We start from the raw sequence: 20,084 nt of genomic DNA, 5'->3' as shown, positions 1-20,084 counted from the left end.
GTTGGTCTTGGTCTTCAGACTGTCCCGACCCCGCCGGCGTCTGCCGGCCGGCGTGTGGTCCGATGGAGTTCCCGGGCATGAAAGGCCTGGTCACTCTCGTTTGCGTCGGGTCCGCGGGACAGGGCACGGGCAAGATCGAAAAAGCCCCTGCCAGGCAGTCCACCGGTCCCTCGGCTGATCGCACGGGCGGCGATGAACGGCCGCCCATGTTGCGCGTCTTCCTGCATGGTCATCTCGAGCGCGCGGGTGATCTTGCGCACCGATCCCGGCGCCCAAAGCCCGAGCGCGCGCGCCAAGGCCCCGTAGGTGATCGGCTTGGCCTCCTCCGGAAGCGCCTCCAGATGCGCCCGTACCCGCGCCGCCAGGGCACGCTCCTGTTGAGAGGCAGCTGTTGCCTCTCGGGGCGGCGGCACCTCTCGTGCGGTGCCATCGGGACCCAACTCTGCCGCCCAGGCGCGGGTGGCACTGCGCAGCACAATGCGGGCGCTGCCCTCTTTCTCCCCGATCCCGGTTTCCGTCACTCCGACGACCTCGCCGCTCTGCAGGCCCGCGCGCAGCGCCTGCGGCGTGAGCCCGAGCCGCGGGGCAAGATAGTCGGGATCGACGACGACCTGACCGTCCGACCATTCGACGACCCCGGGCGGGATTGTCCGATCCAGCATGGCTGACGCGCCCGGGTCGCGCGCATAGAAGGGCGTCTGCCCCGCCTCGTGGTCGGTGACGTCCACAATCTCGGCGATCTCGGGCAAGGCGGCACGCAGCATCCGCTCCACCCCCTGACGCAAGGTGGCCGAGGAGGCGGCGCAGCCCTGGCAGCCACCGGACATGCGCAGATGAACCCTACCGTTTTCGACCTGTTCGACCGAGATGTGACCGCCGTGAGCCGCAACCGAAGGGTTCACCTGCCGGTCCAACAGCTCTTTGACGGCGCGCAACAGAGCAGTATCCTCCGAAGGCGCCGCGTCTGATCCGACCGCGCCGAGGGGGCTGTCCGTTTCCTCCAGCACCTGCCGGATCGCCAGGGCGACCGCAGGCTTGAGCATCGCCCAATCGGCAGCTTCGGTCTTGCTGACCCATACCGTCGCGCTGGCGAGCTCGACCCTGTCGACACCCGCCACGCTCAACAGCTCACGACCCAGTGGCGTCTGCGCATCGAGCGGTATCAGATCCATCGCGGGCCCCTCAGACAGCGGCGCGTCGAGGACGAACCCCATCAAGTTCTCCTCCCCGGGCGACGACTGCGCGCGGATACGTCTCCGGGACAGGTTGTCAGACATCTTCGAGCGTCGCTCCCCGCAGTCCGCGCAACTGTTCGAACGTGTAGATCCCGGTGTCATGGCCATCGCTGAAGGCCATGCCAAGTGCGTAGTTCCCGACGCTCCAGATGCGCGTGATCGCGATGCCGCGCGACACGCTGTCCGGCGCAAGCACGCGGTTGCCGGTGATCTCGTCCCGGCACTTGGCGCACTGACAGGCGATCCGCAGATCACGCGGGACAAAGCGCTGCTCCTGTCCATCGGCCCAGTGCAGGATGAGCCCCGCCTGATCGTGATCGAGCCGCACAAGCCGATCCGGCGCACCGCCTGAAATCGGCGTGGCTGGGGCCGGCTTGCCTGAGCCGTCGGAGAGCGTCCAGGCGAAGGGCGTCACGATGCCGCCCTCCAAGCTCGGAGCCGCCCCAAGCGCGTCAGCAATGCTGCGGTACGCACTGGCCGCCGGGCTCTCCGGTTGTGACACGACAAGCGGGCGACCGTCGTCGCCGGCGTCGACAATGGCCGGGTCCAGTGGCACGCGGCCGAGGAAATCGACATCGAGCTGCTCTGCGGCCGCCTCGCCCCCGCCCTGGTGAAAGATGTTCGTGACCGTGCCGCAGGACGGACAGGTGAAGCCGCTCATGTTCTCGACGACACCGAGGATGGGCACGTTGACCTGTTCCATCATGCGCACCCCGCGACGCGCGATCTTCAGGCTCACGTCCTGCGGGGTGGTGACGACCACAGCGCCGGCCAGCGGAAAGGCCTGCGCCAGTGTCAACTGAATATCACCCGTTCCGGGCGGCAGGTCGAGCAGCAGCAGGTCCAGTTCGCCCCAATCCACCTGACGCACAAACATCTGCAGGTACTTCGTGACCATTGGTCCGCGCAGTATTGCCGGCGCATCATCATCCGACAGCATCGCCATCGAGATGACCTTCACGTCAAAGGCCTCCGACGGGATCACCTTGCGGTCAGGCGACATCGCAGGCGGCGTGTCCGCGGCGATGCCCAGCATGCCCGGCACCGAAGGCCCGTAGATGTCGGCATCGACGATCCCTATACGTTGGCCTGTGCGCGCGAGGGCAACGGCCAGGTTCACGGTGACGGTCGATTTTCCGACCCCGCCCTTGCCGCTGCTGACGGCAATCATGCGCGGCAGCCGGGCCGACCCGGCGCTTGGCTCACGCTCTGACATCGGCATCCTTTCCCGCAGGGGCAAATGGGCTGTAGCTGGCGCAGAGCTGGTCGATCCGGTCGACGTCGAGCTCTTTTGACATGCAGCTGCAATAGCCACTTTGCCCGGTCGAGGTGAAATGCGCACAGTCGCCGCAAGTGCCGAAGGCACGCGCCCCGCGGCTCTCGGCAAGCGCCGAGGTCAGCCGGTTCAGGGTCGACAGGAATGCAGCCCTGTCAGTGTGATCGAGGCTGTCGATCACCGCGATCAGGTGCCCCAGCGGATCGCTCTCAAGCGCGGCACACCCCGCCTTTGTCAGGTCGAAAAACACGCTGCGGCCATCATCGGGGGATTTCCGACGGACAATCATGTCCTGCGCTTCCAGAGATTTGATGATCTGCGAGGCGGTGCCGCGCGTTGTTGCATGAAAACTCGCGAAACCCGATGGGGTGCGGGTGGTGCGATTGGCCCGCGCGAAGAACCGAAGGCAGGTCCATTGCGCTGCCGTGAGTGTGGAGCGCTCATCCTCGCTTCGGGACGAGCGCCCGATGTGGATGAGCAATTCCGCGATACGGTCTGACGGGGTGACAGGCAGCGACATGCCAAAAGTAGTATCGAAGCGAAATCACTTTGACAAGAGATCTAGAGCAAACTTAGTTTCGACTCGAAACCAATATGCGCCGCAGGCAGGTATCGCAGACGCCGGGCGCGCGCAGCACAGCTGAAGGTGAATGCCAAACTGGAGACCGACCATGGCCGACGTGTCACTGCAGATGTCGCGTGCCTCAGCGACAGAACCTCCCGTGCATCCTCGGCAGGATGGAAGATGCGGTTCGCGGAGCGATTACCGCGACATCCTGTCAGACCACATCTTCGACAAACTCGGGCCCTGCCCGCGCAACGCGCTGATCGCAATGGTCGATTATGGTCTGAACGATGAAGAGATCGGCGGATACTACCGGATGTCGCCCAAAACCATCGCGCAACTCAGGGGTATCTTCGGGATCGACGCCGGCAATTGAGAGGATCGTTTCGCTGTCCGCGGTTGCGAGGTCGACCCCGCGATGGGATCGCTGAAGGGCCCTTGGGCCGGGGTGTCTCTTGCACTGTGGCGAAGCATGCGTGGGTGCATGTCTCAACGGTCTGGGACATCAGCGGATGCGAGACGCCAGCCAGTTTGGGGAAGAACACGTTCGGCATCGATGCAGATTGAAGGCAGCGACGCCGGGCACCAGAGCCCGGCGTCAAAGCATTGCAAAGGTCGTTCAACAGTGAGTGGCGTTATTGGCCAGCGGCTTGCCAATGGCCACTTTTGACGCAAAGCGAGGACGGCTTGTGCGACGGGTCGTCTTTTAGCCGCTCGGTTGCGCGGGCATTCATGTAGGCGAACACTGCAACGAAACCCACAGTGCCGAAGGCGAGGACGGTCATCAAAGTTCCCATTGAGTTCTCCATGATTGCTGATACCCGGCTTACGTGTCCTTGTGACAGTTGGATTAAAATTATTTATAAAATTCAATAGCATACATTCGTATACGCGCCAAAAGCCTTGGATTGTCAGAGAGTTGCGCCACGCCTGCGGCAGGCTGACGCAACCTAGCGAAACAGGATGATAACGAGGAGAAAGAAGGCGCCGAAAGCAATCCAGCCGAGGCTCGCCGCGACGATGGAAAGCGCAAAGAGAAGCGCCAGAAAGCTGCCAACCTCCAGGTAGCTGCGGATCTTCGGCTGTCGCTCGAGTCGGCGCAGCTCAACCCGCATCTCCCTGCGCAGAAGGCGCGAGAGACCGTGAGCCACCACTTGAAAGCATGCCTTCTCGAGCGAGGTGAGGAGCGGTGCCGTCTTCTTCATGCGGCACAGTCTAACAAGCTCCCAAACCACCTCCAAGGCGATAGCCGCACTCCTGTTGTGGAGTGCACGTTGTCGCCGGATTGGCGGTTCGTGGTGGCGGTCTGCGTTTGGCCGATATGCGGAGAATCGTGGTGTGCTAGCCAAGCCGTAGGCCTGACCCAATGCGGCCAATTGCGGTGTCGCACCCCGGAAGCACCGAGGCTGCGCGAGCCGTCAGGACACGATCAGACGCTCTGTGGTGATCTGGCGGAGCGACAGGGATTCGAACCCTGGAGACGGTCTCCCGCCTACACACTTTCCAGGCGTGCGCCTTCGACCACTCGGCCACCGCTCCGTCCGGGCGGTGTAGCCCGGCTGAGCCGCGCTTTGCAAGAGCCAAAACGCTGTTGCTGGCAGGCAGGGGGGCCCGTATTGCCCGCGCTGCAGGCCTGCCGCACTCAGCCTTCGCTGTCCTTCGGCGAGGGCTCGGATGGGCCGGGATGGAGCACTTCAGGGTTGCGCAGCCAGATGTCGCGCTGTGCGAAGGGCACTTCGATGCCCTCCTCTGCGAACCGCTCGGCGATGGCGTGGTTGATGTCGTTCTTCACCGCCATGATCCAGTTCACATCGCGCAGGATCGCACGGATTTCGAACTCCAGTGAGTCCGCTCCGAAGTTGTTGAACAGGATGAGCGGCGCCGGGTTGCGCAGCACCATGGGCTGGTCCTCGGCGATCTCGCGCAGGATGCGGTCAACCTTGCGCGTGTCGGTTCCGTAGGCCACGCCAATCTGCACGATCAACCGCCCCACCTTGTTGCCCCGGGTGAAGTTGGTGACCGTGCCCGAGACCAGATCGGCGTTGGGCACGATCACATCGGTGCGGTCGAACGTCTCGATCCGGGTGGAACGCACCGAGATGTCGCGCACATATCCCATCTGCCCGCCCACCTCGATCCAGTCGCCTTCGGAAATCGGCCGTTCGATCAGCAGGATGATACCGGAGACGAAGTTCTGCACGATGTTCTGAAGGCCGAACCCGATCCCCACCGACAGCGCGCCGGCCACGATGGCCAGCGACGACAGGTTGATCCCCGCTCCGGTGATCGCCAGCAGGGCCGCAAGGAAGATCCCCACATAGCCGACGCCTGACACAATCGCGTTCTGCCCGCCGATATCGATGCGCGTCTTCGGCAGCACATTGCTGCGGAGCGCCCCCTGGATCAGCCGGGTCAGCGTGTAGCCCGCAACGAAGATGATCGCGAAGGTCAGAAAGTCTCCGGGGGAGATCCGCGTCTCGCCAATGGCGAAGCCGCGGCTGAAGGTTGCCCAGAGCTCGGTCAGATCGGCGACGCGCGCGCCCCAGGCCAGCGCCAGGAGCGGGCTCGCTGCGATCAGAAGCACAAAACCCATCAGCACCGGGATCAGCGCATCGCGCCCCTGCGGCCCTTGCCCGGTCACCAGACAATAGACATCCGCCGAGAAGCGTTGCAGCACCAGCACCAACCCGAGCAGCAGCGCGCTGACCAGCGTCGGGTAGAGCAGCGCGTCCCCCGCAGCCTCATAACCGATGGCGGCCATCGCCGGAGCGGCGATCGATACAAAGATCATCGCAATGCCGGCAAAGCGCAGCACCCGCACCAACCCGGCGCCACGTGCGTTCTCGTCTTCTCCCTCCGCCGCCTCGGTCCCCAGACCACGCAAGAGCTGCCCGATGGTGGCCAGCACCAGCCCGGTCAGCAGCACGATGGGGAAGGCGACCACGGCTCTGGTCTCCGGCGCGGCGCCGTCGAATTGCAGGATCATCTCCGCGGCCCCACGCATCACGAAGAGCACCGACAGCAGCAGCGTATAGAACCGCGCCTGCGAGCGCTTGGCGTCGGTCAGGTGAATCAGCGCGTCGTCCTGGTCGCGGGCGAAGAGCCGTTCGGCCAGCCAGCGGAACCCCAGAAGCACCCCGCCCCAGATCGGCAGCCCGTCGAGGATCTGGTTGGTGCGCTCGCCCGCCAGCCCGGTGCTGCGCAACGCTTCGACGAAAATCACCAGCCCGATCAGCGGGATGATGATCCGGAAGAGCGAGACCAGAAAGCGCCAGACGCCGCTGCCCGGCCCACCCCAGCGGCGCAGGTGGCTTAGCGCAAACCCCGCCCAGGCCCGTCCGCGGATGATCAGGAGCAACCCGACAGCAAACAGCAGCAGGGTCAGCGGAGCGTTCTCGCGCAGTTGCCGCCGGTTTTCGGGATCTGCCCAGCTTTGCGACTCCTCGCCCAGGCGCGACAGGATCGTGCCGAACTCGCGCAGAGCGATCGGCCAATGCACCGGGTTCAGCGGTGACGGGCCCAGCGACAACAGGCGCTCTGCCTGGCGCTCGCGGATGATGATGTCGATTTCCCGGATCAGCCCGTCGGCGCGGCGGAAGGCCTCATCGGCCACCTGCACGGGCGCTTGCAAGGTCTGGAGCTGTGTTTCGAGCTCTGCCCGCCGGGCGGCCAGCTCCGCCGGTTCACTGCCGTCCTCGGGTGCCGGGCCAAGCGCCTCGATCTGCGCGCGCAGCGTGGCGATCCGCTCCGCATTGACCGAGCGTGCCGATGAAAACCGCGCCCGGAAATCGGCGATGCTGCTGCGCAGCGCCTCGAATTGCTCGCTGCTGCTTTCCTGGTTGTCGATGGCGGTCTCGGACAGCTCTGCCAGCTGCTCCCAGGCGTCGTAGTCTAGGCCCTCGGGGGCGGTGTGCTGCGCTGCGGCCACACCCACCCAAAGGGCGAGAACAACCGTCAGAAGAGCTGTGAGGACGCGCCTCATGCGTCTTCGAAGACGCCGGGAATGCTCATGGGCGCGCGATCGAGCCAGCCAGGCACGGGCAGCCCCTTCTCCTTCAGAAACTCCGGGTTGAAGAGCTTCGACTGGTAGCGTGTGCCATAGTCGCACAGGATCGTCACGACGGTATGGCCCGGGCCGAGGTCGCGCGCCATGCGCATGGCCCCTGCGATGTTCACGCCGGACGAGCCACCGAGGCACAGCCCCTCGTTCTGCAGCAGATCGAACACTACCGGCAGCGCTTCGGAATCGTGGATGTTGTAGGCATAGTCGGGTGTGAAGCCTTGAAGGTTCTTGGTGATGCGGATCTGCCCGATCCCTTCGTTGATCGACGAGCCCTCGGACATCGCAAGCTCGCCCTTGGTGTAGTAATTGTAGAGCGAAGCGCCATCGGGATCGGCCAGGCCGATCTTCACACCTTTGGGTTTGAGCACCTCCGACACCCCCGCCAGCGTCCCGCCCGAGCCCACAGCGCAGATGAAGCCATCGACCTTGCCGCCGGTCTGCTCCCAGATCTCGGGGGCCGTGGTCTCGACATGGGCCTGGCGGTTGGCGACATTGTCGAACTGGTTGGCCCAGATCACACCTTCGTTTGTCGTGCGCGCCATCTCGGCCGCCAACCGCTCGGAATAGCGCACGAAGTTGTTCGGATTGCGATAGGGCGCCGCAGGCACCTGCACCAGCTCAGCGCCTGCGAGCCGCAGCATGTCCTTCTTCTCCTGGCTCTGGGTCTCGGGGATCACGATCACCGTCTTGAAGCCCATCGAGGCGCCCACCAGCGCCAGCCCGATACCGGTGTTTCCTGCGGTGCCCTCGACGATCGTGCCGCCGGGGCGCAGCAGCCCTTTCTCGACCGCATCCTTGATGATGTAGAGCGCCGCACGGTCCTTTACCGACTGGCCGGGGTTCATGAACTCCGCCTTGCCGAGAATTTCGCAGCCCGTCGCCTCGCTGGCCTGTTTCAAGCGAATGAGAGGGGTGTTTCCAATGGCCGCAGCCAGATCGCTCGCAACATGCATGGGTGAGGTCCTTCTCTCAGCGTTCTCAACACCTAGCCGTGCGGTGAGGCGACCTCAAGAGGCGCTGCGCAATCGGTCCCGGTGGCGGGCCAGCCAATAGGCGATCATCACCAGCGGCGTATTGGCCGCCTGGCCGCTGTCGCAGAGCGCCATCAGCGCGTCGAAGGACATCAGATGCGCGCGAATGTCCTCGTGCTCGGCTTCCAGCCCGCCGAGGCCAGCCGTTTCATCGGGCAAATCGGCGATCCCGACGAAAGTATAGTAGAACTCGGTTGAATTGCCGGGCGAGGCATAGGTTTCGCCCACGGGATGCAAGGCGCCAAGGGTCAGGCCCGCCTCTTCCTCGGCCTCACGACGGGCCGCATGCTCGGCCGTCTCGCCGGGGTCGATCAGCCCCGCGATGGGCTCCAGCTGCCAGCAGGCCCGGTCACCGCGCGCCAGCGGGCCGACACGCAACTGCTCCACCAGCAGCACACGGTCCCGCTGCGGGTCATAGGGTAGCACCAGCGCCGCGTCCGAGACGACGAAGACGCCGCGGGTTGTCTGCGGCCCCATGTCGCCGTCAAATCGGCGGTGCCGCAAGTCGATCTCGTCAAGCGCGAAGAACTCCGAATAGACCCGGCGGCGGTCGACGATGTCGATCTGCCCGTCGAGCGTCCCGGCGCCATGGCGACTGTTGGCCGCGTTGATCTGCGACCAGGCACGGGCCCGGATGCGCGGGAAGATCACGCCCACCTCGTCCGGTGTCTTCGCGTCGCGATAGCCCATCACCTCACGCGCCGCCCGCAGGCTGAGCGGCGCCCAATCCCGCACCCAATCCGCCAGCAACCAGGGGCCGTCTGGCGTCGAGACGCCCGCTCGGGGCAAATAGGCGCGCGCGCCGGTGCCATCCGCGAGCGTGACATCGCAAAGCTGGTAGCCGAAGGCCTGTTCATAGTAATCGAGCCGCGCCACATCGTTCGGGCGCAGGCCCTCGGCCCGAAGGCCCGAGGTGACGGCACCTGGCGCCACCGTGATGACCGGAAAGGGGCCTTCGCGCGCGGCGCTGACGCGGTAGCCCGGCAGCTCGGCCGCACTGAGCGTGAGGTGCGTGATGTCCCCCAGCACCGCCTCAAGCAGTGGCGGGTGTCGCAGCGTGCCGAAAAAGAAGAGCGGGCTCACGGCCCCCATGTGCTCATCGCCAGGTCCGCCAGGCGAATTCCGTGAAGAGGCCGGCCAAGAGACCGCCCGCAATCAGCGTGAAGATCACCAGCGGGTTGATCATCACCAGCCCGTATTCCGCCATGAATTTCACGATGGCGAGCAGAGCCTGGAAGGCACCGTTGTACCAATTCGCCATCGCCCGGTCGAACATCTGCACGCAGGAGTGGATGAAAAGCCCCCAGAGCACCAGCATCAGCGCGCCGCCGAACCCGTTGTTCACTGCCGCCGCGAGCCCGCGGCCCGCACGCTTGCCCATCACGGTCCAGCCCACGAACACACCGATCACCGCGTTCACGTAGACAAAATAACCGAAATCGGTGCTTTCGGGCATCAACGGGATAATCTGGAGAGACACGATGTAACCCAGAAGACCGATGCAAATGGCTGCAACGAGGCGGGCGGCGTCGGGCATCTGTCGTCCTTGTCAGTCGTGCGACCCTACCCCGGCCGCTTCACGGTGATCTGTGTGACATCACAATTGGCACTTTGGAAGGTCGCAGCACAAGAGGTGAGATAAAAATTCCACAGCCGACGGAAGCGTTCGTCAAAGCCCAAGCCGCTGACCTGATCCCATTTCTCGTTGAACGTCTCGTGCCAGCGGCGCAGTGTCACGGAATAGCTCTCGCCGAACTCGATGGAGCGTTCCACCGCCAGCCCCGCCTTGCCGATCTGGTCGCGCAATACGCTGGGGCTCGGCAGCATGCCACCCGGAAAGATGTATTTCTGGATGAAATCCACCCCGCGCTTGTAGACCGCCCAGCGCCGGTCCGCGACGGTGATGATCTGCAGCGTGGCCGCCTTGCCCGGCTTCAGCCGCTCGCGCACCACGTTGAAGTAAGCGGGCCAATAGCGCTCGCCGACCGCTTCGAACATCTCGATGCTGGCGATCCCGTCATAGATGCCCGTCTCATCCCGGTAATCTTGCAGTTTGAAGTCGACGCGATCAGAAAGTCCTGCTTTTTCAATACGTTCCTGAGCGTACCTAAACTGCTCTTCAGAGATTGTCAGCCCCGTAACCTTGAGCCCGCGCTCGCGTGCTGCGTATTCGGCGAACCCGCCCCAGCCGCAGCCGATCTCGAGGATATGATCGCCCGGCTGCGCGCCCATCTCATCGACCATGGACTTGTACTTGGCGATCTGCGCCTTCTCTGTGCTCTCTTGCCCGTTCTCGAAGAGCGCGGAGGAGTAGGTCATCGTGTCGTCAAGCCAGAGCCCGTAGAACTCGTTGCCGAGATCGTAGTGAAAACTGATGTTGCGCCGCGCCTGTGTCTTGTGATTGCGCTGCAGCCAGAAGCGGAACTTCTCGAAGTTGCGCAGCACGATCATGCCCGGAAAGCCGTCGTAGATGTGCTCGTTGTCCTGCGCGTGCACCAGATCCATGAAGGCCTGCAAATCGGGTGTGGACCACCAGGCATCGAGATAGGCATCGCAGAACCCCAGATCGCCCTCGCGAATGAGCCGTGCAAAGAGATCCTCGTTGTGGATATGCAGCTCGGCCACCGGGCCGGGACCGTGCCCTTCGGCCCGAAAGCGGCGCCCGTCCGGCAGGACGAAATCCGCCCGCCCGCTCTGCATCTGCTGTGCCATCGCAAAGACATGCGTGAAGTACCGCGGCAGCCCCGCCTGCCCCTGAGTCGTCGTTAAAACCATCTGCGCTCCCCGTTTCGCATCTTGGTCAGGCTAGGCTGACACATATCCCATAGCAAGTTGATATTGCTTCATTTTCTAAAACTCCCGGTTCTCGTAAGCCGCAAGGGCTCGTTGCCGCCCTTCGTCAGCGGCTACGACCGGCTCCGGATAGCTGTCCTCCGGGCTCAACCCCCAGCTGCGCGGCACCGCGTCGAAGTAGGCCAGCGCGGTCTCCGACGGGCTTTTGCGTCCTTCCGCGATCCAGCGGCGCACGTAGGCGCGATCCTTGTCGAATTTGTCGAGCTGTGTGACCGGGTTGAAGACGCGAAAGTAGGGCGTGGCATCGGGGCCGGAGCCTGCCGACCATTGCCAGCCCATCGCGTTGCTCGCCGGGTCCCAGTCGATCAGGCAGTCCTCGAACCACTGCAGCCCGATCTTCCAGTGGCAGAGCAGATGCTTGGTGAGGTAGCTCGCCACGATCATCCGCCCACGGTTGTGCATCCGCCCCGTCACATACATCTCGCGCATCGCCGCATCGACGAACTGGATGCCGGTGCGGCCCTGTTTCCATCGCCGCACCTCGGCAAGGCGCTCGTCCTGATTCCAGGGGAAGGCGTCCCAGTCTTCTTTCCAGTTGCCAGTGAGCAGCTGCGGCGTGTGGTGCATCAGGTGGTAGGCGAACTCGCGCCAGACCAACTCCTTCAGGAATGTCTCGGCGCCCGCCTTTCCCTCTTCCCGCGCCCGCAGCCCGGCATGCCAGCACTGGTGCGGGCTGATCTCACCCAAGCTGAGGTTTTCAGACAGCCCCGAGGTCCCGTCCACCGCAGGCAGATCCCGGGTTTCGTCATAGCCGGCCACGATCTGCGCCATGAAGGCCCCCAGCCGCGATTGCGCCGCCTTTTCCCCCAGCCGCACGTGGGGCCGCACCACTGCCGCGCCGCGATCCATCGCCGCCCCCAGGTGCCAGTCGTCCAGATCGTCGCTGCCGGGCCAGCTCTCCGGCGCCGGAATCTCGCTGGGCGCGGACAGCGGTGCCTCGACGGCGCGGCTCTTCACCATGTTCCAAAACGGCGTATAGACCTTGTAGAACCCGCCGGTCTTGGTCTCGACCGTCCAGGGTTCGAACATCAGATGCCCGCCGAAGGACTTCGCCTCGACGCCGGCCTCCTTCAGCGCCGATTTGATCGCGGTGTCGCGCTTGATCGCTTCGGGATCGTAAAGCCGCGACCAATAGACCGCCTCGGCTCCCGTCTGGTCGATCAAATCCTGCAACACCTCCAATGCGTCTCCGCGCCGCAGCACCAAGCGGCTGCCTTTCTCGCGGAGCGCAGCGTCGAAACACTCCAACCCCAGCCCCAGCCGCCATTTCGGCGCAGCACCCAAGCTGGCCACGCTGTCGTCATGGATAAAGACCGGGATCACGGGGCGCCCGCTGTCGCAGGCTGCATGCAAGGCCGGATGGTCGCTCAACCGCAGATCGCGGCGAAACCACACAAGAACAGGAGACACACTCACGCAGCAAGGCCTTTGCAATTCATTTCAAATGCTACGTAAGCCAAATCGCTTTGGATCAACCCGAAAGCTCACAAAACATCGTCGAGCGCGTTCAGCAGCTGGTCGATCTCGCCGGGGGTCGTGTAATGCGTAAAGCTCAGGCGCAGAACGCCTTTCTGTGTATCGACGCCCATCGCCTCCAGCGGGCGGCCCGCGTAGAAGTCGCCGCCGCCCGCCATGATGCCGTGATCGGCCAGCAGAGCGGCCACCTCTTCGCCCGGCTGTTCCAGCGCCAGGGCCACCGTGGGTGCACGCCGCTCTGCGTCGCCCGGCCCGATCAGCCGGACGGAGTTGCGCGATTTGACCGCCTCGAGCAGCGGCGCAAGCAGCGCGACCTCATGTGCGCGCATCAAGTCGTGCACGGCGCGGCCCGTCTCCACCGGACTGGCGGCCCCGCCGATGTGGTGGTCATGGAGCGCGTCGATGTAATCCGCCATGCCGGCGCAGGCCGCCACCTGCGCGTGATCGGGCCCCGCGGGCGTGAAGCGCTTGGTGAGCACGTCGCCGTTGAAATGGTGCCCCTGGTTCGGCAGCAACTGGCCCAGCGTGCGGCGGATCACCATCAGCCCCTGATGCGGCCCATAGGTCTTGTAGGCCGAGAAGAGGTAGATGTCGGGGCCCAGGCTGCCCACATCCGGCAGCCCGTGCGGCGCGTACGACACTCCGTCGACGCAGGTGAAGGCGCCCGCCGCATGGGCCAGGGCCGTGATCTCCGTCACCGGGTTGATCTCGCCCACAACGTTCGAACAATGCGGAAAGCACACCAGCCGGACATCATCGTCCAGCAGGTTTTCCAGATCCTCGGGATCGAGATGCCCGGTGTCGGGATCAAGCCGCCATTCCCGGACCTCGATGCCGCGATCCGAGAGCCGCCGCCAGGGTCCGGAGTTCGCCTCGTGGTCCTGATTGGTCACGACGATCGCTTCGCCGGGCTGCAACATCTGCGCAAAGGCCTGCGCAAGCACGTAAGTGTTTTGCGTGGTCGAGGGGCCAAAGCTCAGCTCATCACTTTCCACCCCGAGGATCGCCGCCAGTCGCGTGCGCGCCTCATCCATCTCGGCTCCCGCCAGCCGGCTGGCCTCGTAGGGAGCATAGGGCTGGACCTTGCGCTCTCGGTAGAACCGTATCAGCCGGTCGATCACGGCCCCACAGGTGTAGGAGCCGCCCGCGTTCTCGAAAAACGCCTGCCCCTGCAGGCTCGGCTCGGAGAAGGCGGGAAACTGGCGGCGGACGAAGTCTGTATCAAGTGTCATGCCCGCACCGTTCCCCGATGGAGGGCGCAGGTCAAGAAACGAAATACAGAGAGGCGCGGCAGGCACGAGTCTCATTTTTCGTCGCTTTAGTGCCGGACATGTCGCGGATTCGACAACTGGCACGGGAATCATTTGGCAGACTCAAGCATCGCGCGGGGTCCGCGCGTCCTCCAAACGGTCGGCGAAACATACCGCGCCATCGCGCGAACGCCGGTCTGACCCCGATACCGACCCATCAAGATGGTCGGATCGCAACAGAGAGAAAACAAAACACATGTCAGTCAAACCGCCCTTTACGGACCTGGAGATCAACACCCAGGACTCCGGCTTTTACGAAGGCTACAGCTTGCCGATTGCGCTGTTGTCGAAAATCACCATGGTCGCCCTCGTGCTCTGGGCCATCATCTGGCCCATCGGAGCCACCCAAACGCTCGACGCCTGGAATTGGGCGACGCTTCAGGATTTCAACGCCTTCTACATCATCTCCGTCGGCTTCTTCGCGTTCTTTCTGTTTGTCGTGGCGCTGCTGCCCACGGGCAAACGCAAGCTCGGCGGGCCGGACACCAAAACCGAATTCACGACTTTTTCGTGGTTCGCGATGATGTTCGGCGCCGGTCTCGGTGTGGGGCTCATGGTCTTCGCCACCGCCGAGCCAGTGGGCCTCTGGGGCTCGAACCCGGTGATCGTGGCGCAAGGCGCCGATCCCAATTCGGCCGAGGCGGTGCAATCGGCCTTCCGCTATGCGCTGCTGCACTTCGGCTTTCATGCCTGGGCGATCTACGTGATCACCGGGCTGAGCCTCGCCTACTACGCCTATACCCGCGACATGCCGCTGACCATCCGCTCGGCGCTGACCCCGCTTCTGGGCCGCTTTGCCAATGGCTTCCTGGGCCATGTGGTCGACGTGCTGGGGGTGGTTGCAACCATCCTGGGCGTCGCCGTCACCATCGGTTATGGCGTTAGCCAGTTCGTCGATGGCGTCTACAACGTGACGGGCATGGAGTGGCTTATGGGCACCGCCGCCGAAGGTGAGGCCGCAAAACCTTCCACCGTCGGGCTGATCACGGCGCTTTCGATCATCATGGGCATGTCGATCCTCTCCGCCGTCTCCGGCGTCGGGCGCGGCATCAAGTATCTGTCGAACCTCAATCTGGTGCTGTCGCTCCTGCTACTCTTGACCTTCATCGTCTTCGGCTCGTTCCTCTTCTCGCTGACAACCTATGGCACCGCACTGGCGGATTACGTCTGGAACTTCATCCCGCTGAGCTTCGAAGCCTATAGCCCGCTAGATGAGGCGAGTTTCGCCGCCGCCCTGCCCGCCGAGGCACAGCCCGTCGCGGGGAGCCTCTACAGCGGAGCCACCAATGCCTGGGGCAGCTACGACAGCTTCGCCTCCGGCCTAGACGGCGACGCCGCCGCCCTTGCGCCAGCCACTCTGGCCGCGGCTTATGAGGCCGGCACCCAGGGCCGTCTTTTCGGCTGGCAGTCGGGCTGGACGACCTTCTACTGGGCCTGGTGGATCGCGTTTTCACCCTTCGTGGGCCTGTTCCTCGCGCGCATCTCCAAGGGCCGCACGGTGCGCGAGTTCATCTTCGGCTGCGTCATCGCCCCGGCGCTGGTGTGCTTTGCCTGGCTCACCATTCTCGGCGGCACCGCGGTCAACAACGAGCTTCAGGGCGTGGCCGACGGCGCCATCATCGCCGCGTCGAACACCAACAAGCTCTTCGTTTCACTGCAGATGATCGTGCCGGAGTGGCTGCTGGGTGCGGTCATCATCATGTGCGTCGTGCTGATCATGACGTTCCTGGTGACCTCGGCGGACAGCGGCATCCTCGTGATGAACACCATCATGTCGGGCGGCGAGCAGGAGACGGGCGTCAAGCATCGCATCATCTGGGGCCTGATCCTGACCTTCGTGATCGGCAGCCTGATTGTGGCGGGGGCCATCGATCCGAACAACGCGGACCCGCTCGCACCGCTTCAGGACGCGATGATCGTCGGTGCCCTGCCCTTCACCATGGTGATGGTGCTGATGGCGATCGCGCTGATCAAGGCGCTCGTCAACGACGGCCGCCGCGTGAAGGCCGGCATGACCATCGGCGAGACCGATCCGCAACCGGCCGAGTAACCGGCCACCGCACCAACGTGGGCGCCCCACCCTTGGGGCGTTCACGCTTGTGTCTGCGCCCTCAGCCACCCCGTTGCCACGGCACTGGCCCAGTCCGGTCGTCCGGCCGCCTCGGCCAGGGCCGCCATCCGCGAGGCGTCATAGGGCACCGCGCGGAAACTGACATCCCACCCCGCAGCCCCCTTGCTCAGGACGGCATAACAGGCCGCTGGATTTCCACTTTCCATCACGTGGTAGACGGGCAGATCGTCGTCATAGGCCGGCAGTCCGACGCTGCCGGGGTTCAGGATGATCCGACCATCGCGCAACCGAACCAGCCGAGGGCGATGCGTGTGCCCGCAGAGCAGGACGGGCGCCTCTAGCCCGTCCGCTGCCGTCTCGATCTCATCAAGCGGGCGGAACAGCACCTCACCCGAGGGCGCCACCCGCTCCATCCAGTAGCTCGTATCGCTGGCCGGGGTCCCGTGGCACATGAAGATATCGTCGCCCAGAGGCAGGGTCGCGGGCAATGACCGCAGCCAGTCGAGATCACGCTCCGCCAGTTGATCGTAGGCAACCCGGTCCGAGGGCCCCATCTCGTCCGGGGACTGGTCGATCAGCCAGCGGTCATGATTGCCGCGAATGCAGATCATGTCGCGCGCAGCGATCAGCTCTGCGGTCTCGGCGGCAGCAAGCGGCCCGCTGAAATGGTCCCCGAGGTTCAGGATCGGGCCGATCCCCAGAGCATCGATATCGGCCAGCACGGCGCGCAGGGCATCGCTGTTGCCATGCACATCCGCAATGACCGCAATCGCTGCCCCATGCGACCCGTGCTCGGGGACAGCGGTCATCCGTTCACATCGACGACCACACGGCCCTTGACCTGACCTTTGAGAATCTCGGCGCCGAGCTGCGGCAGGTCAGACAGGGTTGCGGGCTGTACCATCGCCTCGAGCTTGTCCATCGGCAGATCGCTGGCAATCCGGCTCCAGGCCCGCACGCGATTGTCATAGGGCTGCATGACGCTGTCGATGCCCAGGAGGTTCACACCTCGCAGCAGGAAGGGAATGACGGTCGCAGGCAGCCCCGCGCCGCCCGCAAGCCCCACAGCGGCAACCGAGGCGCCATATTTCATCTGCCCCAGCACCCGTGCCAGCATGGCGCCACCCACCGCATCGACGCATCCCGACCAGGTCTCCGCCTCCAGCGGGCGCTTCACGGTCTCATTGATCTCCTCGCGCGCCACGATCTGGCTCGCGCCGAGGCCTTTCAGATACTCGGCGGTCTCTGGGCGGCCTGTCACACCGGCCACCTCATGGCCGAGTTGCGCAAGGATCGCCGTCGCGACCGAGCCCACGCCACCCGCGGCCCCTGTCACCAGAACCGGCCCGTCGCCAACCTTCAACCCATGGTCCTCCAGTGCCATCACCGCCAGCATCGCGGTGAAACCCGCTGTCCCCACGGCCATCGCCGCCCGCGTGTCCAGCCCCTCGGGCAAGGGCACCAGCCAATCGGCCTTGACCCGCGCCTTCTGCGCATAGCCGCCCCAATGCACCTCGCCCACGCGCCAGCCGGTCAGCACCACCTTGTCGCCGGGTGTGTAGCGGTCATCGTCCGATGCCTCGACGGTCCCGGCAAAATCGATCCCCGGCACATGCGGATACTGCCGCACCAGCCCGCCTCCGGGCCCAATGCACAAACCATCCTTGTAGTTCACCGTGGAATACTCCACTGCGACAGTCACATCCCCCTCGGGCAGGCGGGCTGCATCGATCTCCTCGACGGCAGCGGATGTCTTGCCGCTTTCCTCATCCTTGTCCACCACAAGTGCCTTGAACATCGCTCTCTCCTGTCCTTCGGGATGCGTGGGGCAAATGGCCTCCCGCTTCACCCGTCCACAAATACTCAATGGCGCAACAGCTGTCGCCTCGCTCACGCCCAGAAGCCTGGTTGCACCACAGCCTTGCGCATGCCATCGGGCGTCTCCACCTCCAACTCGGTGCCGCTGTCCCAATGGGTCATGCGCACCATACCGATGGCGACATTGGTCTGAAAGTCGGGGCTCCAGGCGGCAGAGGTCACCTGCCCCACGCGTCGGCCCGAGCCATAAAGCGGCCAGATCCGATCACAGACCGGCACCGGATCGCCTTGAATCGCAATCGCCTGGACCTGCTGCACGGGCCCTTCCTTGGCGACCCGCAGGAGCGCATCGCGCCCGATGCAGCCAATCGCCGTCTGCGTGTCGCAGAACCGCCCGAGCCCGCATTCATGGGGCGTATTGTCGTCGGTCATGTCGTTGCCGTAACTCAGCAAACCGCCCTCGATCCGCTCGATGGCGTTTGGACAGCCGGCGCGCACGTTCAGGTCTTCGCCCGCCTTGAAGAGCGCATTCCACAACGGCATGCCCAGGTCGCTGCCCTCCATGTAGATCTCGAAGCCGCCCTGCTTGGAGTAGCCCGAGCGCGCAATCGCCAGCTCGCGCCCCTCAAACTCGAAAAGGCCGAAGCGGAAAAACCGCACATCCCGGATGCTGTCGCCAAAGACCCGCGCCATGAGGTCGTCCGCCTTGGGCCCCTGCACGGCCAACGGGCTCACGTCCGGCTCGTCGATCAGCACATCGAGCCGCCAGCCATTGGCAATGCCCTTGACCCAGAGCAGCAAGTCCGAATCCGCAATCGAGATCCACCAGCGGTCCTCGGCCAGCTTCACCGCCACAGGATCATTCAGCATGCCCCCGGTTTCATCCACGATGGGGATGTAGAAACACCGCCCCGGCAGCATCCCCCGCAGATCGCGCGGGGTCAGCATCTGCATCAGACGCGCCGCATCAGGCCCGCGCAGTTCCACCTGCCGCTCTACCGAGACATCCCAGACCTGAACGTGGTTCTTCAGGTGGTGATAATCCGCTTCAACGCTCTCGAAGACCGTCGGCAACAGCATGTGGTTGTAGATCGTGTAGGCTTTCACGCCCGCGGCCTCGACACCGTCGGAAAAGGGCGTGCGGCGCAACCGCCGCGAGGGAGAAATCAGCGCCATTCCGGCACCTCGTCAGGCATGAAGGGTACATCGGTATCGTCGGGCCGTGCGCCGGCCGCGGTGAGCATCGCATGGACCTGCCCGCGGTGATGGGTCTCATGGTTAAAAAGCTGCACGACACAGAGCGCCTTCGGACGGGTCAGGTCGGCGCCGAGAAAGCCCGAATGCCACGTCAAGTCCCCCTTCAGATCATCGTCCGCCACCGACCAAGCCCATCCAGCGATGCGGGCATCGAGTTCGGGCCGCAGCGACCAGAGCGTCTCCCAATCATAGGCCTCGAATGCCTCCATCGCGCCCATCGCCGGACCGTCACCGCCATCAAAGCGCGCGATCCAGATCTGGTCGCCCCAGGCAAGGTGCGCCAGCGTCTTGCGGATCGACCCCCAGAACGCGCCGCGGTCGGCCTCGCGCGCCTCGGCGTCCAGACCAGCGGCCGCGTAATAGAGCGAATGGTTCTGCCAGGCGTTGTAGCGCGCCATCAGCCGCACATACTCCCGGTCGATCACGGCTTGGGACCTTTCCAGTCAATCGGGCAGATCTCGGCCGATTTCCCGCCGAAATCCCAGACGCGGCCATAATCCCGCACCCGGCTCTTCAGCCCGGTGGCCGCGATGATATCGGGGCCCATCCAGTACTTCGAGTTGCTCACCATCACCGGATGCTCGGGATCCTTGCCCGCCAGCATCTCGATCTCTCCTTGTATCTTGCGCCCGATCATGATGGAGCGGCGGTTGCCGTCCCGCACGATCTCCACTGGCGCGCGTTCCGCCCCGATAATCTCGCTCACCAGCATCGTGAAGAGCCCCGTCGTGCCTCCCGCAGCACCCGAGAAAATCTGCAAGATCCCGTTGTAGGCCTTGCCCGTGGCGCGTTCGTCCACGTAAGCCGCGACCTTCCAGTTCCCCTCGCCCATCCGGCCAGGGATGTCGACGAGCAGCCCGATGTTCAGACCGCCGAGGTCTTCGCCCTCGTAGTGCCCCTCGTCGATGGCAATCGCCATCCAGGCGTGGCAGTGCCCTTCAGTGGGCGGATGCGCGCCCAGCGACACCACGCAAGGGCAGAACACCGTGCAGGAGCAGTTGAGGAACAGTTCCCCCTTGATCGCCCATTCCGTCGGGCTCATCTCCCGACGCTTTGGGTTCGGCATCCGCTGGTCGATCCGCTGGCTGATCGGCAGACGATCCGCATCCGGCTTTCTGTTCTTGGCCAT

Annotated in this window: 18 protein-coding genes and 1 tRNA gene; 2 read left to right on the top strand and 17 right to left on the bottom strand. The window is 64.5% G+C overall.

Annotation, left to right across the window (positions count from 1 at the left end; genetic code table 11):
- Positions 1-14: 14 nt before the first annotated feature.
- From MUB52_RS11360 to MUB52_RS11350, 3 genes are read right to left on the bottom strand one after another with little or no spacing between them, the layout of a single operon-like run.
- Positions 15-1,214 carry a DUF6522 family protein gene (locus MUB52_RS11360; RefSeq protein ID WP_404818218.1) on the bottom strand — a complete coding sequence of 400 codons (1,200 nt, stop codon included), beginning with the start codon at positions 1,212-1,214 and terminating at the stop codon, positions 15-17.
- 55 nt (positions 1,215-1,269) lie between these two features.
- Positions 1,270-2,451: a P-loop NTPase gene (locus MUB52_RS11355; RefSeq protein WP_263844339.1), complete on the bottom strand. Its 1,182-nt coding sequence runs from the start codon at positions 2,449-2,451 to the stop codon at positions 1,270-1,272.
- On the bottom strand, positions 2,438-3,031 hold the full coding sequence (locus tag MUB52_RS11350; RefSeq protein WP_263844338.1) for a MarR family winged helix-turn-helix transcriptional regulator: 594 nt from the start codon (positions 3,029-3,031) through the stop codon (positions 2,438-2,440). Before MUB52_RS11350 ends, MUB52_RS11355 begins: the two co-directional genes overlap by 14 nt.
- Positions 3,032-3,182: 151 nt before the next feature.
- Here MUB52_RS11350 and MUB52_RS11345 point away from each other — a divergent pair, with 151 nt between their 5' ends.
- Complete coding sequence (locus tag MUB52_RS11345; RefSeq protein ID WP_263844337.1) at positions 3,183-3,452, top strand: hypothetical protein; 270 nt, start codon at positions 3,183-3,185, stop codon at positions 3,450-3,452.
- Positions 3,453-4,026: 574 nt separating this feature from the next.
- On the opposite strand, the gene MUB52_RS11340 is transcribed toward MUB52_RS11345, so the two are convergent.
- From MUB52_RS11340 to MUB52_RS11300, 9 genes are all read right to left on the bottom strand, one after another.
- Positions 4,027-4,281 carry a hypothetical protein gene (locus tag MUB52_RS11340; protein WP_263844336.1) on the bottom strand — a complete coding sequence of 85 codons (255 nt, stop codon included), beginning with the start codon at positions 4,279-4,281 and terminating at the stop codon, positions 4,027-4,029.
- A 244-nt stretch (positions 4,282-4,525) separates the two neighbouring features.
- A tRNA-Ser gene (locus MUB52_RS11335) sits at positions 4,526-4,615 on the bottom strand.
- Positions 4,616-4,718: 103 nt separating this feature from the next.
- Positions 4,719-7,058 (bottom strand): DUF3772 domain-containing protein, encoded by a 2,340-nt coding sequence (locus MUB52_RS11330; RefSeq protein ID WP_263844335.1) that lies wholly within the window; start codon positions 7,056-7,058, stop codon positions 4,719-4,721.
- Positions 7,055-8,092: a cysteine synthase A gene (locus MUB52_RS11325; protein WP_263844334.1), complete on the bottom strand. Its 1,038-nt coding sequence runs from the start codon at positions 8,090-8,092 to the stop codon at positions 7,055-7,057. Before MUB52_RS11325 ends, MUB52_RS11330 begins: the two co-directional genes overlap by 4 nt.
- A 54-nt stretch (positions 8,093-8,146) precedes the next feature.
- Positions 8,147-9,253: an NUDIX domain-containing protein gene (locus MUB52_RS11320; protein WP_263844333.1), complete on the bottom strand. Its 1,107-nt coding sequence runs from the start codon at positions 9,251-9,253 to the stop codon at positions 8,147-8,149.
- A gap of 13 nt (positions 9,254-9,266) precedes the next feature.
- Positions 9,267-9,707, bottom strand: a complete 441-nt coding sequence (locus MUB52_RS11315) for a TrgA family protein (RefSeq protein ID WP_263844332.1) — start codon at positions 9,705-9,707, stop codon at positions 9,267-9,269.
- A 26-nt stretch (positions 9,708-9,733) separates the two neighbouring features.
- Positions 9,734-10,945 (bottom strand): SAM-dependent methyltransferase, encoded by a 1,212-nt coding sequence (locus tag MUB52_RS11310; protein ID WP_263844331.1) that lies wholly within the window; start codon positions 10,943-10,945, stop codon positions 9,734-9,736.
- A gap of 75 nt (positions 10,946-11,020) precedes the next feature.
- Positions 11,021-12,439 carry a cryptochrome/photolyase family protein gene (locus tag MUB52_RS11305; RefSeq protein ID WP_263844330.1) on the bottom strand — a complete coding sequence of 473 codons (1,419 nt, stop codon included), beginning with the start codon at positions 12,437-12,439 and terminating at the stop codon, positions 11,021-11,023.
- A gap of 68 nt (positions 12,440-12,507) precedes the next feature.
- Positions 12,508-13,731 carry an aminotransferase class V-fold PLP-dependent enzyme gene (locus MUB52_RS11300; RefSeq protein WP_263844329.1) on the bottom strand — a complete coding sequence of 408 codons (1,224 nt, stop codon included), beginning with the start codon at positions 13,729-13,731 and terminating at the stop codon, positions 12,508-12,510.
- Between the two features lie 274 nt (positions 13,732-14,005).
- Here MUB52_RS11300 and MUB52_RS11295 point away from each other — a divergent pair, with 274 nt between their 5' ends.
- Positions 14,006-15,859: a BCCT family transporter gene (locus MUB52_RS11295; RefSeq protein ID WP_263844328.1), complete on the top strand. Its 1,854-nt coding sequence runs from the start codon at positions 14,006-14,008 to the stop codon at positions 15,857-15,859.
- Between the two features lie 41 nt (positions 15,860-15,900).
- Here the strand turns inward: MUB52_RS11295 and MUB52_RS11290 are convergent, their stop codons facing one another.
- The 5 genes from MUB52_RS11290 to MUB52_RS11270 all read right to left on the bottom strand — a co-directional run bounded on the left by MUB52_RS11290 (position 15,901) and on the right by MUB52_RS11270 (position 20,084).
- Positions 15,901-16,689 (bottom strand): metallophosphoesterase family protein, encoded by a 789-nt coding sequence (locus MUB52_RS11290; RefSeq protein ID WP_263844327.1) that lies wholly within the window; start codon positions 16,687-16,689, stop codon positions 15,901-15,903.
- A complete protein-coding gene (gene acuI, locus MUB52_RS11285; protein WP_263844326.1) occupies positions 16,686-17,678 on the bottom strand; it encodes an acryloyl-CoA reductase in 993 nt (330 codons plus the stop codon). Before acuI ends, MUB52_RS11290 begins: the two co-directional genes overlap by 4 nt.
- Before the next feature lie 92 nt (positions 17,679-17,770).
- Positions 17,771-18,874 carry a dimethylsulfoniopropionate demethylase gene (locus MUB52_RS11280; protein ID WP_263844325.1) on the bottom strand — a complete coding sequence of 368 codons (1,104 nt, stop codon included), beginning with the start codon at positions 18,872-18,874 and terminating at the stop codon, positions 17,771-17,773.
- Entirely contained in the window at positions 18,865-19,380 is a 516-nt protein-coding gene (locus tag MUB52_RS11275; RefSeq protein ID WP_263844324.1) for a DinB family protein, read from the bottom strand. The genes MUB52_RS11280 and MUB52_RS11275 overlap by 10 nt, the downstream gene beginning before the upstream one ends.
- Positions 19,377-20,084, bottom strand: a complete 708-nt coding sequence (locus MUB52_RS11270; protein WP_263844323.1) for a DUF1326 domain-containing protein — start codon at positions 20,082-20,084, stop codon at positions 19,377-19,379. The genes MUB52_RS11275 and MUB52_RS11270 overlap by 4 nt, the downstream gene beginning before the upstream one ends.

It is taken from the genome of Roseobacter sinensis (genome assembly GCF_025755255.1).
In the GTDB taxonomy this organism is placed as follows: domain Bacteria; phylum Pseudomonadota; class Alphaproteobacteria; order Rhodobacterales; family Rhodobacteraceae; genus Roseobacter; species Roseobacter sinensis.
The sequence above is the reverse complement of the archived record's forward strand: the minus strand, read 5'-3'. Positions and strand labels throughout refer to the sequence as shown.

Coding starts and splice junctions, on each gene's coding strand:
- MUB52_RS11355 (WP_263844339.1), bottom strand. CDS start 2,451: ATGTCAGAGCGTGAGCCAAGCGCCGGGTCGGCCCGGCTGCCGCGCATG.
- MUB52_RS11290 (WP_263844327.1), bottom strand. CDS start 16,689: ATGACCGCTGTCCCCGAGCACGGGTCGCATGGGGCAGCGATTGCGGTC.
- MUB52_RS11300 (WP_263844329.1), bottom strand. CDS start 13,731: ATGACACTTGATACAGACTTCGTCCGCCGCCAGTTTCCCGCCTTCTCC.
- MUB52_RS11350 (WP_263844338.1), bottom strand. CDS start 3,031: ATGTCGCTGCCTGTCACCCCGTCAGACCGTATCGCGGAATTGCTCATC.
- MUB52_RS11270 (WP_263844323.1), bottom strand. CDS start 20,084: ATGGCCAAGAACAGAAAGCCGGATGCGGATCGTCTGCCGATCAGCCAG.
- MUB52_RS11310 (WP_263844331.1), bottom strand. CDS start 10,945: ATGGTTTTAACGACGACTCAGGGGCAGGCGGGGCTGCCGCGGTACTTC.
- MUB52_RS11280 (WP_263844325.1), bottom strand. CDS start 18,874: ATGGCGCTGATTTCTCCCTCGCGGCGGTTGCGCCGCACGCCCTTTTCC.
- MUB52_RS11325 (WP_263844334.1), bottom strand. CDS start 8,092: ATGCATGTTGCGAGCGATCTGGCTGCGGCCATTGGAAACACCCCTCTC.
- acuI (WP_263844326.1), bottom strand. CDS start 17,678: ATGTTCAAGGCACTTGTGGTGGACAAGGATGAGGAAAGCGGCAAGACA.
- MUB52_RS11360 (WP_404818218.1), bottom strand. CDS start 1,214: ATGGGGTTCGTCCTCGACGCGCCGCTGTCTGAGGGGCCCGCGATGGAT.
- MUB52_RS11315 (WP_263844332.1), bottom strand. CDS start 9,707: ATGCCCGACGCCGCCCGCCTCGTTGCAGCCATTTGCATCGGTCTTCTG.
- MUB52_RS11340 (WP_263844336.1), bottom strand. CDS start 4,281: ATGAAGAAGACGGCACCGCTCCTCACCTCGCTCGAGAAGGCATGCTTT.
- MUB52_RS11330 (WP_263844335.1), bottom strand. CDS start 7,058: ATGAGGCGCGTCCTCACAGCTCTTCTGACGGTTGTTCTCGCCCTTTGG.
- MUB52_RS11295 (WP_263844328.1), top strand. CDS start 14,006: ATGTCAGTCAAACCGCCCTTTACGGACCTGGAGATCAACACCCAGGAC.
- MUB52_RS11345 (WP_263844337.1), top strand. CDS start 3,183: ATGGCCGACGTGTCACTGCAGATGTCGCGTGCCTCAGCGACAGAACCT.